The following is a 12769-nucleotide window of genomic DNA, read 5'->3' on the forward strand; positions in this document are numbered from 1 at the left end:
GGCGCACCATGACTGAGACCGGTTCGACCAAGCCTGCGTTCTACATCACGACCGCTATCGCCTACCCGAACGGTGATCCCCACATCGGCCACGCGTACGAGTACATCTCCACCGATGTCCTCGCTCGGTTCAAGCGGCTCGACGGGTTCGACGTGCGGTTCCTGACGGGAACGGACGAGCACGGTCTGAAAATGGCGCAGACGGCGTCGAAGGAGGGCATCTCCACCGCCGATCTGGCGCGCCGTAACTCGGACGCGTTCCAGGCCATGCAGGAGTCGCTGAAGATCACGTTCGACCGGTTCATCCGCACCACGGACGCCGACCACCTCGAGGCCAGCCGCGACCTGTGGCAGAAGATGACCGACAACGGCGACATCTACCTCGACTCGTACAGCGGGTGGTACTCGGTGCGGGACGAGGCGTACTACGCCGAGGGCGAGACCACGCTGCAGGACGACGGTTCCCGCATCGCGACCGAGTCGGGCACACCGGTGGAGTGGACGGAGGAGTCGACGTACTTCTTCCGGCTGTCCGCGTACCAGGACAAGCTGCTCGCGCTGTACGAGGAGCGTCCCGAGTTCATTCTCCCGGCGGGTCGCCGCAACGAGGTGGCGAGCTTCGTGAAGTCCGGTCTCAAGGACCTGTCGATCTCCCGGTCCACTTTCGACTGGGGTGTCCAGGTTCCCGGCGATCCCGACCACGTCATGTACGTGTGGGTCGACGCGTTGACGAACTACCTCACCGGCGTCGGCTACCCCGACACCGACAGCGAGTCGTTCCGGAAGTTCTGGCCGGCCGACGTCCACATGATCGGCAAGGACATCGTGCGATTCCACGCCGTGTTCTGGCCGGCGTTCCTGATGTCGGCAGGTGTCGAGTTGCCGAAACGCGTTTTCGCGCACGGCTTCCTGACCAACAAGGGCGAGAAGATGTCCAAGTCGGTGGGCAACGTCGTCAGTCCGGCGGCCTTGATCGAGGAGTACGGCCTGGACTCGCTGCGCTTCTTCCTCCTGCGCGAGGTGTCGTTCGGACAGGACGGCAGCTACAGCCACGAGGCGATCGTCACCAGGATCAACGCCGACCTGGCCAACGAACTGGGGAACCTGGCTCAGCGGTCGCTGTCCATGGTGGCCAAGAACTGCGATGCGCAGGTGCCGACACCCGGCGAGTTCACCGCCGACGACGAGGCGATGCTCGCTCGCGTCGATGCCCTTCACGCCGTGGTGCGCGGCCACATGGACGCCGTCGAGATGCACCTGGCGCTCGACGCGATCTGGTCGGTACTCGCGGAGACCAACCGCTACTTCTCGTCGCAGGAACCGTGGGTTCTGCGCAAGACGGATCCGGCCCGCATGGCGACGGTGCTGTACGTGACCCTCGAGGTGCTCCGCGTGACCGTCCTGCTGACCCAGCCGTTCATGCCCGACAGCACAGCGAAGCTGCTCGACCTGCTCGGGGTGACGGAACGCGAGTTCGACTCGCTGACAACGCGTCTCACTCCCGGCGTCGCGCTGCCCAAGCCCACCGGCGTCTTCCCCCGTTACGTCGAACCGGAGGAGTGAGCGGACCGATCGGCGACCGTCGTTCCGACGACGACGAGCAGGATCAGGGCCGTCACGGCCGCACTGACGACGGCCGATCCGGGTACGGCCGTGGCCGCGAGCACAGCGACACCGCCGACCGGCGTCACGATGTTCACCAGCCGTGACGACCGGCGGCGCATCGCCACCATCCAGAACCCCAGGACGAAGACCGCCACCGGAATCGTGATCGCGGCGGAGGACTGACGGTCCGACAGCACTCCGTCACCCTCGATGTGCGCGACGGCCACCTCGATGCCCGCCGACACCGCGCCCGCCGCCGCGAACACGAAGTAGTGCGTGTAGCCGAAACTCAAGGAGCGGCCGAGTCTCGCCCCGACCGAATCCTCCTGCGACACCGAGAAGTACAGCCACCACATGCCGGCGACGACGACGAGCGTGGCCATCGCGAGGCCGACGAGTTCGACCGTGTGATCGTGTTCGTCGATGCCGCCGACGATGGCCGTCGCCGAGGCCAGCAACGACTCACCGAGCAGGATGAGCGTGAAGAGACCGTAGCGCTCGGCGATGTGCCCGCCGTGCAACGGCGTCCGTCCCGCGCGCTCCGCCAGCACGGGGACGGCGAGCTCCGCGGCCACCAGCGCGACGAACCCGAGCACGGCCACGCTGTCGGGAAGCGCGAGGCGGGCGACCCACAACACCTGCACGACGGTGATACCCACCGCGTACCGCACGGCGGTGGCGCGGAACTCGTCGTTGCGCAGCCCCGCCCGTATCCACTGACTCACCATCGCCAGACGCATCACGACGTAGCCGATGGTCACCAGCGTGAAGTCGTAGTCGATCATGGCGTCGGAGACACCACTGGCCAGGATCAGCACCCCCGCCATCTGCACGATGGTGGTGACGCGGTACAGCCAGTCGTCGGTGTCGAACGACGTGGCGAACCACGTGAAGTTCATCCACGCCCACCAGATGGCGAAGAACACCATCGCGTAGGCACCGATGCCCGACGCGATGTGGTTCTCTTCCAGCAGATGGGCCAGTTCCACTGAGGCGAACGACACCGCGACGACGAAGACCAGGTCGAAGAACAGTTCCAGCGAACTCGCCGCTCGATGTTCCTCGTTCGGGTCCCGCGGAACCATCGGCCGTAGAGCGAGACTCACCCGTCGGCCAACTTCTCGAGCTCCTCGAGTGCGGTGTCGAGATGCGTGAGCATCCGCTGCAGGGACGGCACGCTACGCCGATCTCCGACCAGTCCGAAGTTCACGTTGTCGGCATTGGTGGCCAACGTGATGTTCAGCGCCTGCCCGTCCAGCACGATCGACGCCGGGTAGACACCGTCGAGTTTCGCACCGTTCCAGTACATCTCGGTCTTCGGGCCGGGCACGTTCGAGATGATCACGTTGAACGGGGGCGGGGTGTTGCGCACGAAGCCCGGCACCGGTGTGAGCAGCAGCGGGGCCATCACGGCCGCGCCGTAGCTGAGCGCCTGCAGTGGAGACAGGGTGCCCATCATCGCCTTCGACTCGTTCATCGACGAGACGACGGCGGCGAGTCGGCGTTCCGGATCGGGTTGATCGGTACCGAGGTTGCAGAGCACCGTGGTGACGGCGTTACCGCCGTCCGCGTCCGCGCCGGCCTCCCGCATGGACACCGGCACCATCGCGATCAGCGGCTGGTCGGGCAGTGCGTTGCGGTCGATGAGATAGGACCGCAGCGCCCCGGAGCACATCGTCAGCACCACGTCGTTCAACGTGACCCCCAGCGCTGCCGCGATGTCCTTCATCCGCGACTTGGACCACTGCTGCGAGGCGAAGCGGCGTGCCCCGCCGATCGGCACGTTGAGCATCGTCCGCGGCGCGGTCAGAGGCAGCACCATCTCGTTGCCGCGCAGCTTGTTCAGACCGATCCGGGCCGCGGCGGGTCCGACCCCGGCGAGCTCACCGGCCGCCTTGACGCCCGTGGACAGCAGCGACAGGACGCCACCGTCGTCGACCTTCGCCACCTCGGTGCTCTTCTTCTTCGGCCGCTCGAACAGCGCCGGGTCCCAGATCGGGCCGCAGTCACGGGCCTCGGGATCGGTGGTCAGGGTGCGCTCGAACAACTTGAGCGCCGAGACACCGTCGACCAGCGAGTGGTGGATCTTGCTGTAGAGCGCGACGCGGCCGTCGGCCAGGCCCTCGATGATGTGCAGCTCCCACATCGGGCGATGCCGATCGAGCGGCGCACTGTGCTCGGCGGAGATGTAGCGCAGCAGCTCGCGGATGCGGCCCGGCCGCGGCAGCATGATGCGCCGGACGTGATGCTCGAAGTCGAGCTCCTCGTCGTAGATCCAGCGCACGGTGCCCATGAAGTTCACCGGCGGCGCCGGCCGCTTGCGGAACAGTTTGTAGACGTCGGTGGCGGCCTGGAACGTCTCGTAGAGCTGCATCCCGAAGTCGTCGCCGGCGTCCTCCGGGGGCACGAACAGCTGCAGTCCCCCGACGTGCATGGGGTGCTCGCGCGTCTCGGCCAGTAGGAACATCGACTCTGTGACCGGCATGAAGGGCATGGGGGCGGACCTCTCTCGAACTGCGGAACCGCGTGGTCACGGTGCGGCTCACCTGCAGGTTCACTGTGCTACCCGGAAGTAACGAACCCACAACTATTGCGACAACGTGGGGTCACGGTGTGACCCCGGCAACAACTATTCCTCGAGAAGTGTTTCGTTTCGGCCCTATCGTGCGATTCCCAGTACGAGCAAGGAAGTGGAGGGCCACCCATGAGCATCGCCTCGGCCGAGATGACCGCACCGTCGTCGCTGACACGCACGTCCGCCAGTCGCCGGGTGCGACGCGCCCTCGGCGTCGGCACCGCCGTGGACCGCCAGGAGTTCGAGGGCGGCAGCATGCAGTCCAAGCTCCTCGCCGCGTACCTGCGCCGCACGGTCCGCCCCTTCCTGGGCGTGTGGGCCCGGACCCACAGCCTGCCGTGGCCCATGTCGATGGTCGACCAGGCCGGCCGACTCCTCCCACCCGTGGGTGACACCACCGTCGCGCCCGTGCGGCTCGACGAGTGCCGGGCCGAGTGGGTCCGCACGGACAGCCCGCGTCGTGTCGGTGCCGACGGCAGGTCCGAGCGACCGACCCGCCGCGCGGACCGCGATCGCGTGATCCTGTATCTCCACGGCGGCGCGTTCGTGGTGTGCGGCCTCAACAGCCACCGCCGGCTCGTCTCGCGCATCGCTCAATCCACCGGTGCCGACGTGCTGTCGGTCGACTACCGGATGATGCCGCGCAACCCCATCTCGCACGCGGTGGAGGACGGGGTCGACGGCTTCCGCTACCTGCTCGACGCGGGGTACCTGCCCGAACAGATCTTCATCGCCGGTGACTCCGCCGGCGGTTACCTGGCCTTCATGGTGGCGCTCGCCCTGCAGAGCCAGGGTCTGCCGCCCGCGGGCGGCATCATCGCCCTGTCGCCGCTCACCGATCTCGATCCGACGCGGAAGATGTTGCATCCCAACGCGTCCCTGTGCTCGGTCTTCCCCAAGGGCGCCGTGCCGGCGCTCACCGAGCTGGCGGACGAGGTCGAGGCCCGCATCGTCGTGGACGGCAAGCGTGGTCCCCGCGTCTGTCCCGTCGACGCGGACCTGTCCGCCCTCCCGCCGGTCCTGATCCAGGTCGGATCCACCGAGATGGTCTACGCCGACTCGGAACTGATGGCGGAGCGCCTGGCGGACGCCGGAATCGAGTGCCGTCTCCAGGTGTGGCAGGACCAGGTGCACGTGTTCCACGCCGCGGACTTCGTTCCCGAGTCGGCGCGGGCGATCTCGGAGATCGCCGTCTTCGTCGACGAGCAGGTCCGCCGCGGCACAGTTCCCCTGGCCGGCACCGGGACATGATCACGACACCGACCCAAACCGCCCTGTAGGTGTGGACGGTCGGTTACATTCACGCCATGGCTGTCAGCGGAAACAGAGAAGTCGAGATCGAGGCACCACCGGCCGACGTGCTCGCGGTCATCGCGGACCTCGAGGGTCTGCCGGCCTGGTCGTCGATCCACAAGAAGGTCTCGGTGCGCGAGCGTGACGATCAGGGTCGTCCCGTCCTCGCCGAGATGACCGTCGCCGTCATGGGATTCACCGACGAGCAGGTGCTGCGCTTCACATGGTCCGACATGTCGGTGGCATGGGACGTCGTCGAGAGCACCCAGCAGAAGTCGCAGCACGCGGAGTACCGCCTCAGCGAGACCGACAAGGGCACCCACCTCGAGTTCGAGATCACGCTCGACCCGAAGATCCCTGTGCCGGGATTCATCGTCAAGCGCGGGACCAAGTCCGTCCTCGAGACGGCGACCGACGGACTGCGCCAGCAGGTCGTCGGCTGACGACGCGGCGTCGGCGTCAGCCGCGCGCGGCCAGCACCGCTTCGTACAGCGCACGCTTGGACACGTCCGCCGCCGTCGTGGTGGCCACCCGTGCGCATGCGTCCTTGAGGCCGAGCCCGGCGGACACGAGATCCTCCACCTCCGCGACGAGGTCGGCGGGATCCGCGCTGACCGGCTCGGCTCCGGCCAGGACCACCGTGATCTCGCCGCGCACGCCGTCGGCGGCCCACGCGGCCAACTCCCCCAGCGTCCCTCGCTTCACTTCCTCGTAGGTCTTGGTCAACTCCCGGCACACCGCGGCGCGCCGATCGGGGCCGAGTACCTCGGACGCGTCGGCGAGGCAGTCCGCGATGCGGTGCGGGGCCTCGAAGAACACGACGGCGCGGCTCTCCGTCGTCAGCGTGCGCATCCACGCCTGCCGGGGACCACGCTTGCGAGGGGCGAATCCGTCGAAGCAGAAGCGCTCCACCGGCAACCCCGACAGGGCCAGTGCGGTGGTCACGGCGGACGGCCCGGGCAGGCAGGTCACGCCGATCCCCGCCTCGGCGCACGCGGCGACAAGTCGGTAACCCGGGTCGCTCACGGAGGGCATACCGGCGTCGGTGACCAGCAGGACCCGCCGTCCCTCGCGCATCTCGGCGAGCAGCAGGGGAACCCGATCGACCTCGACCTGGTCGTAGAAACTGACGACCCGACCGGTGATCTGCACACCGAGTGCCGTGGCCAGGGACTTCGTGCGGCGCGTGTCCTCCGCCGCGACGACATCGGCCGTGGCCAGTGCGTCGCGCAGTCGGGGCGACGCGTCTGCGGGGTCCCCCATCGGTGTCGCACCGAGTACCAGCACGCGTCGTCCTCATCTCGCTCGTCGGTCACGACCGCGGTCGCCGTCGGCATCTAGCCTACGATCGAATCGTGACCCTCGTGACCGCGCGTATCCCCACCGGTCGCGACGGTTCCGACGAGTACCTCACCGCGCCGCGCCCGGCTCTCCCGCCCGCAGTGTTCGGGCCCACCGACCGCATGCGCGGATGGATCGTCACCGCGGTCCTCACGGTGCTCGCGGCCGTCACCCGCTTCACGATGCTCGGCTATCCGACCGACGCCGGCACCCCGGTGTTCGACGAGAAGCACTACGCCCCGCAGGGCTACCAGGTTCTCACCGGCGGCGGCGTCGAGGACAACCCGGCCTACGGCCTCGTCGTCCACCCGCCCGTCGGCAAGCAGCTGATCGCCGTCGGCGAGGCACTGTTCGGCTACACCGGATGGGGTTGGCGGCTGTCGTCGGCCGTCTTCGGTGTGATCCTCGTTCTCCTCGTCGTCCGCATCGTGCGCCGCATGACGCGCTCGACGCTGCTGGGCGCGATCGCCGGGATCCTCATGATCGTGGACGGCGTCACGTTCGTGACGTCCCGAGTCGGCATGCTCGACATCTTCATGGTGGTGTTCGTCGTCGCCGCGTTCGGCGCTCTGGTCCGCGACCGGGACGACGTCCGGGAGCGGTTGCACCGGGTCGCCGTCGAGGGCCGCATGGAGATGACCACGTGGGGCCCGCGTCTCGGCGTCCGCTGGTGGCGGTTCGGCGGCGGACTACTGCTCGGTCTGGCGTGCGGAACGAAGTGGTCGGGTATCTACTTCGTCGCGTTCTTCGGACTGCTCAGCGTCGCCTTCGACGTCGCGGCGCGTCGCCAGTACGGGGTCACCCGGCCGTGGGTCGGCACCGCCGTGCGCGACGTCGGACCCGCGCTGTACGCGCTGGTGGCTATTCCACTCGTCGTCTATCTGGCCACCTACGCCGGCTGGTTCGCGAGTGAGACCGGCGTCGACCGGAACGCCGTGGGTACCGACATCGGGACGGGCGGACCGTTCTCGTTCGTGCCCGCCGCTCTGCGCTCGCTCTGGTACTACAGCGGCAACGTCCTCGACTTCCACGCCGGACTGACCAACTCGGCCGGTAACCGCCACCCGTGGGAGTCCAAGCCGTGGACGTGGCCGATGGGTCTGCGGCCGATGCTCTACTACTTCGCCGACGGGCAGCAGATCACCGGTTGTTCGACGGGCGGCAACTGCGTCAAGGCCGTCATGCTCATCGGCACGCCTGCTCTGTGGTGGGTCGCGTTCCCGATGCTCGGCTGGGCGCTGTGGAGCACCGTGGCCCGCCGCGACTGGCGCTACGCCGCCGTGCTCGTCGGCTACGGCGCCGGCATCCTGCCGTGGTTCCTGACCCTCGACCGTCAGATGTACTTCTTCTACGCCGCGGCGCTCGCGCCCTTCCTCGTCATGGGCGTCACCCTGGTCCTCGGCGACATCCTCGGGCGAGGACTCCGCGGTGGACAGGGTCGCGGTGGGCAGGGTCGCGAGCGCCGCACGCTCGGTCTGCTGCTGGTCTCGCTGTACGTCGCCGTGGTGATCGCCAACTTCGTGTGGCTCTGGCCGATCCTCACGGGTCTGCCCATCAGTCAGGAGACGTGGCAGCAGCAGCTCTGGTTGCCGAGCTGGCGCTGACCGCTCAGAGCTCGGTGCGCCCGGCCTTCGTCAGCCGGAGACGTCGACGACGTTGCGTGAGCACCAGTGGATCGTGCGACAGGTCGCGGTAGAGCGACACCGACAGCCCGATCATGACCAGCACGAACGGCGCCGCGGCGATGATTGTCATGGTCTGCAAGCCGTTGAGCGCGTCCGCGCCGCCCGTCCACAGGATGATTGCGGCGGTGCCACCGGTGATGGCTCCCCAGAACACGACGACCCAGCGGCTGGGCTCGAGGGTTCCGCGCTGACTGAGGGTGCCCATGACCATGGACGCCGCGTCGGCACCGGAGACGAAGAAGACGGCCACGAGAATCATCACGACGACCGTCGACAGCCCGAAGAGCGGCAGGTTCTCGAGCATGCCGAACAGCTGAGACTCGCTGCTGCCGCGCGCGGCCAGGTCGATGCCGTCGCGCTGTTCGCCGATACCGGCTCCGCCGAAGATCGAGAACCACACCAGGCTCACGGCACTCGGGATCACGATGACACCGATGATGAACTCACGAACGGTGCGGCCACGGCTGATGCGGGCGAGGAACATGCCGACGAAGGGGGTCCAGGAGACCCACCAGGCCCAGTAGAAGATCGTCCACGACGACAGCCACGACGCGGTCTCCGGATCGGACGACGCCGCCGAGCGAGCCGACATGTGGAACAGCTGGCTCGCGTAGTCGCCGATGGTGGTGGGAATCAGGTTGAGGATCAACACCGTCGGGCCCAGCACGAACACGAAGAGTGCGAGGACGAGTGCCAGCACCATGTTGATGTTGGACAGCCACTGGATGCCCTTGGCGACGCCGGAGACCGCGGACGCGACGAAGGCGAGGGTCAACAGCGCGACGATGGCGACGAGCAGGAGCGTGCCGGCCTCACCGAGCCAGCCGATGACCTCGACACCCGAACCGATCTGCAGCGCACCGAGTCCGAGGGAGGCGGCGGTACCGAACAGCGTCGCGAAGATGGCGAGGATGTCGATGACCTTGCCGATCGGGCCCTCGGCGCGGCGGCCGAGCAGGGGGAGGAAGGCGGAGCTGATGAGCTGACGACGGCCGCGGCGATAGGTGCTGTACGCGACGGCGAGACCCATGACGGCGTAGATGGACCACGGATGCAGGCTCCAGTGGAACATCGTGGTGGCCATGGCCGTTCCGACACTGCTGTCGGTGCCGGGCGGCGGCGTGACGAAGTGCGTCAGCGGCTCGGAGACGCCGTAGAACATCAACCCGATGCCCATGCCGGCGCTGAACATCATGGCGATCCAGCTGACGGTCTTGAACTCCGGCTTCTCCCCGTCCTTGCCGAGCGGGATACGTCCGTACTTCGACATCGCCAGGTAGATGCAGAAGAGCACGAAACCGGTGGCGGAGATGATGAACAGCCAGCCCATGTTGGTGACGAGCCAGTCCAGCATCGAGGACGTCACGTTCTCGAGGCTCGTCGGTCCGGCCAGTCCCCAGACGATGATGCCCGTGACGACGGCTGCCGCGACGCCGAACACCACGGGGTCGAGGGTGGCGCGCCGCGGCGCCGGTTCCTGCGACCCGGGGTCCTGCGCATCGGGGTGCGCGGAGGTGGGCAGCACGGCAGATGCCGCGGACGAGGGAACGTCCGCGGCATCATCGCGTGGGGTGTCAGCCGGTCCTGTGTCCGTGTCCATACGCGATGTCATGAGACGTCACGTTGCTCGCCTCGACGCCCCGGTGCAAGTTCACAGACTGTTTTCGCAGGTCAGGACGATACGCGTGCACGTGACTTCGGACGGCGGAATGCGCGGTCGACACTGTACGTGCCCGAGCCGACTGCCGCGAGGAGAAGCGCTCCGGCGCCGAGTGCGACGACCAGTTCCCAGCCGCCCTCGCCGACGAACACGCCCTTGTCGAGGTGCACGAAGACGAGCGCGCCGACCATGTCGACGACCAGCAGCAGAGCCGCGACGGACGTCAGCACGCCCAGGATCAGAGCGGCTCCACCGATGAGCTCGACGAAGGTGGCGAAGTACGCCGACACCTGCGGGGCCGGAATGCCCATGCCCTCGAAGCCGGCGGTGGTGGCATCGAGCCCGTTGGTACGCAGTTTCTGCCACCCGTGGGCGACGAACACGACGCCCAGGGCGATGCGCGCGACGAGTGCGGCGATGTCTCGAACGACGACAGGTGTCTTCACAGTGATCCTCTGATGGGTCGGGGTGGATTCGGGATCACGATGACACACTTAGGTTGAAGCGTCAACCTTGGTGGTGTCAGGAGTCCGTGAGCGCCGTCCGGACGTAGCGCAGAGCCACCTCGTCGTCGATGCCGGCGCGACGCGCCGCGCGGACGTACTCCGTGGCCGCGAGTTGCACTGCCCCGGCCGAAGGATCGCCGCCGGCCGCCACGAAGGTGCCCGACCGCCCCCGGGTCTCGATCACGCCGTCCTTCTCGAGTTCGCGGTACGCCTTCGCCACCGTGTTGGGAGCGAGGTCCAGCGTCGCCGCGAGAGCTCGCACCGTCGGCAGTTTCGATCCCGCGATGAGCTGCCCCGACCGCACCGCGGCCACGATCTGCGACCGCACCTGGTCGAACGGCGCCGTCCCCGACGCACCGTCGATCGTGAACCTCATCGGTCCCACTCCCGCCATACTTGCTCCATGTCCGTCACGATCTATCACAACCCCCGGTGCTCGACGTCCCGCAACGTACTCGCGGCCATCCGCGACGCGGGGGTGGAGCCGACCATCGTGCCCTACCTGACCACCCCGCCGGACGAGGCGACGTTGCGAGCCCTCATCTCCGATGCCGGCCTCACCCCGCGCACCGCTGTACGCAAGCGCGAGACACTGTACAAGGAACTCGATCTCGCGAATGCCGACGACGAGACGGTCCTGCGCGCCATGCTGACGCATCCGGTACTCATCGAGCGGCCCTTCGTGGTCGGCGAGAAGGGCACCGTCCTGGCGCGCCCGGCGGCCACGGTGAGCACGGTCCTCTGACCGGCCGGACATCAGCGGGAAGGCCGGAGGCCGGCCGGACATCAGCGGGAAGGCCGGAGGCCGGCCGGACATCAGCGGGAAGGCCGGAGGTCAGACGGGATCGCGGGCGACGGGGCAGGACATGCAGCGGGGTCCGCCGCGGCCCGACCCCAGTTCCGATCCCGAGATGCGCAGCACCTCGATGCCCGACGCCTCGAGGCGCGCGTTCGTCTCGACGTTGCGTTCGTACGCGACGACGACGCCGGGAGCCAGTGCGAGCGTGTTGTTCCCGTCGTCCCACTGCTCACGTTCGGCGGTGACGTTGTCGAGTCCGGTGTCGATGACCCGCAGTTTGCCGATACCCATGGCGTCGGCCGCGGCGTCGAGGAACGGGCCCGCGCCGGTGATGGTCACACCGGTGTCCTCGCGGCGAATCGTGAACGCGGACAGCGTGTCCTGGATGATCGGGTACATCACCACCGCGTCGGTGTCGACCATCGTGCACACGGTGTCCAGGTGCATCGACGCCCGTTCCTGCGCGATGGGCACCACGAGCACGGTGTGCGCGAGGTCGTCGTCGAAGAGGCTGCGCGCGAGCGCTTCGGCACCGGCGGGCGTGGTGCGTTCACCGACTCCCACGGCGACGACGCCGGGCGCCATCAGCAGCACGTCGCCGCCCTCCACCGGCGCGGTGTGCGACTCGTAGGCCCGGCGCACACCGAGGAATCGTGGATGGAAGGCGTAGATCAGATCCGTCAGCGACGTCTCCCGAGCGCGGGCCCGCAGCGCCAGCGACGTGATCGCGACGCGTTGCTGGATCCAGAACGACGAGTCGCGGGTGAACAGCAGGTTCGGGAGCGGCTCGATGACGAAGTCGCCGCCGTGGTGCATGCGCCGGACCAGCGAGACACCCGAGTCGTCCGCTACCGGCAGTTCGTCGAAGGTCATGCCCGCCATCAGCACGGTCGCCAGTTCGGGTGCGGGCAGGCCGCGGAGGTAGGTCGCCAGGTCCCGGGCGAGCACGTGTCCGAGCCGCCGGGGTTCCACCGCGGCGGCGACACCCTGCACGCGTGCGGCACCGCTGAGGGCCAGGGTCTCGGTCAGCAGATCACCGAGCAGGAGGACCTCGACACCGCGTCCTCGCAGCAGGTCGGCGAAGGCGTCGTGCTCGTCGCGAGCGCGGTCCACCCACGGCAGCCCGTCGAACAGCAGCTGATCGTTGTTGCGGGGGGTGAGTCGGCGCAGCTCGTCGCCAGGGCGGTGCAGCATGACCGTCCGGAGCGTTCCCACCTCGGAATCCGCTCCCAGCGGAGCCGTCGCGTCCATGCCAGAACGGTAGTGCGTGAGCGCCGACTCGGCACGCGCTCCGCCGCGACACGCG

General features: G+C 68.1%; 12 protein-coding genes. 5 read left to right on the forward strand and 7 right to left on the reverse strand.

What is annotated here, in order from left to right:
• The first annotated feature begins 8 nt into the window (after positions 1-8).
• The gene (gene metG, locus BR07_RS0102535) at positions 9-1562 is read left to right on the forward strand and encodes a methionine--tRNA ligase (protein ID WP_027504092.1); all 1554 of its coding nucleotides are present in this window, start codon (positions 9-11) and stop codon (positions 1560-1562) included.
• Here metG and BR07_RS0102540 read toward each other — a convergent pair.
• Positions 1541-2689 carry a low temperature requirement protein A gene (locus tag BR07_RS0102540; protein WP_037183951.1) on the reverse strand — a complete coding sequence of 383 codons (1149 nt, stop codon included), beginning with the start codon at positions 2687-2689 and terminating at the stop codon, positions 1541-1543. The genes metG and BR07_RS0102540 overlap by 22 nt on opposite strands.
• 17 nt (positions 2690-2706) lie before the next feature.
• A complete protein-coding gene (locus BR07_RS0102545; protein ID WP_027504094.1) occupies positions 2707-4098 on the reverse strand; it encodes a WS/DGAT/MGAT family O-acyltransferase in 1392 nt (463 codons plus the stop codon).
• A gap of 336 nt (positions 4099-4434) precedes the next feature.
• On the opposite strand from BR07_RS0102545, the gene BR07_RS22985 reads away from it, so the two are divergent.
• Together BR07_RS22985 and BR07_RS0102555 are read left to right on the forward strand one after the other, a co-directional pair.
• Positions 4435-5430: an alpha/beta hydrolase gene (locus tag BR07_RS22985; RefSeq protein ID WP_155956926.1), complete on the forward strand. Its 996-nt coding sequence runs from the start codon at positions 4435-4437 to the stop codon at positions 5428-5430.
• Positions 5431-5486: 56 nt separating this feature from the next.
• Positions 5487-5915 (forward strand): SRPBCC family protein, encoded by a 429-nt coding sequence (locus BR07_RS0102555; RefSeq protein ID WP_027504095.1) that lies wholly within the window; start codon positions 5487-5489, stop codon positions 5913-5915.
• A gap of 16 nt (positions 5916-5931) precedes the next feature.
• Here the strand turns inward: BR07_RS0102555 and rsmI are convergent, their stop codons facing one another.
• Positions 5932-6759 carry a 16S rRNA (cytidine(1402)-2'-O)-methyltransferase gene (rsmI, locus tag BR07_RS0102560; RefSeq protein ID WP_027504096.1) on the reverse strand — a complete coding sequence of 276 codons (828 nt, stop codon included), beginning with the start codon at positions 6757-6759 and terminating at the stop codon, positions 5932-5934.
• Positions 6760-6935: 176 nt separating this feature from the next.
• Between rsmI and BR07_RS0102565 the strand changes: the two genes are divergently transcribed.
• Positions 6936-8417: a dolichyl-phosphate-mannose--protein mannosyltransferase gene (locus BR07_RS0102565; protein WP_081821102.1), complete on the forward strand. Its 1482-nt coding sequence runs from the start codon at positions 6936-6938 to the stop codon at positions 8415-8417.
• A 4-nt stretch (positions 8418-8421) separates the two neighbouring features.
• Here BR07_RS0102565 and BR07_RS22990 read toward each other — a convergent pair whose 3' ends face one another.
• The 3 genes from BR07_RS22990 to BR07_RS0102580 form a co-directional block, all read right to left on the reverse strand.
• The gene (locus BR07_RS22990; RefSeq protein WP_373428308.1) at positions 8422-10110 is read right to left on the reverse strand and encodes a BCCT family transporter; all 1689 of its coding nucleotides are present in this window, start codon (positions 10108-10110) and stop codon (positions 8422-8424) included.
• A gap of 59 nt (positions 10111-10169) precedes the next feature.
• On the reverse strand, positions 10170-10604 hold the full coding sequence (locus BR07_RS0102575; protein WP_027504098.1) for a DoxX family protein: 435 nt from the start codon (positions 10602-10604) through the stop codon (positions 10170-10172).
• 76 nt (positions 10605-10680) lie between these two features.
• A complete protein-coding gene (locus tag BR07_RS0102580) occupies positions 10681-11040 on the reverse strand; it encodes a GntR family transcriptional regulator (protein ID WP_027504099.1) in 360 nt (119 codons plus the stop codon).
• 27 nt (positions 11041-11067) lie between these two features.
• Here BR07_RS0102580 and arsC point away from each other — a divergent pair, with 27 nt between their 5' ends.
• Complete coding sequence (gene arsC, locus BR07_RS0102585) at positions 11068-11409, forward strand: arsenate reductase (glutaredoxin) (protein WP_027504100.1); 342 nt, start codon at positions 11068-11070, stop codon at positions 11407-11409.
• A gap of 90 nt (positions 11410-11499) precedes the next feature.
• Here the strand turns inward: arsC and arcA are convergent, their stop codons facing one another.
• Positions 11500-12714, reverse strand: a complete 1215-nt coding sequence (gene arcA / locus BR07_RS0102590) for an arginine deiminase (RefSeq protein WP_027504489.1) — start codon at positions 12712-12714, stop codon at positions 11500-11502.
• Positions 12715-12769 lie beyond the last annotated feature (55 nt).

Source organism: Rhodococcus sp. UNC23MFCrub1.1 (assembly GCF_000686025.1).
Lineage (GTDB): Bacteria > Actinomycetota > Actinomycetes > Mycobacteriales > Mycobacteriaceae > Rhodococcoides.